Here is a 341-nt window from a genome sequence, read left to right on the forward strand (position 1 = left end):
TACCTTACCTTACCTTACCTTACCTTACCTTACCTTACCTTACCTTTCCCTTTTTTATTAAAAACATAGCCTAATTCACTTATAAATGAAAACTATATAAACAGTATCAATTCTATATCAATAAACTAAGTTCTGTTTAAAAACAAAAAAGGTCTAAGCAATAGCTTAGACCTTTTTAAATTAAATATTTAAAATTGTTTATTATCGTTTCAAGGCAAAATGGGCCTTAAACGTTTTCACTTCATTAGTGCTCGGTTCTCTGTACTGTACCGTAAACCAATAGGTGCTATTAGGCATAGGGTTGCCATTATAAGTGCCATTCCATCCCCTTCCAGAAGGAC

Annotated in this window: 1 protein-coding gene; it reads right to left on the bottom strand. The window is 32.6% G+C overall.

From position 1 onward, the window contains the following. Nucleotides 1–201 precede the first annotated feature (201 nt). Nucleotides 202–341, bottom strand: a 140-nt coding sequence (locus tag ACVC2P_RS08105; protein ID WP_452597976.1) for a T9SS type B sorting domain-containing protein, incomplete at its 5' end; no start/stop codon positions are given.

It is taken from the genome of Pontimicrobium sp. MEBiC01747 (assembly GCF_053601635.1).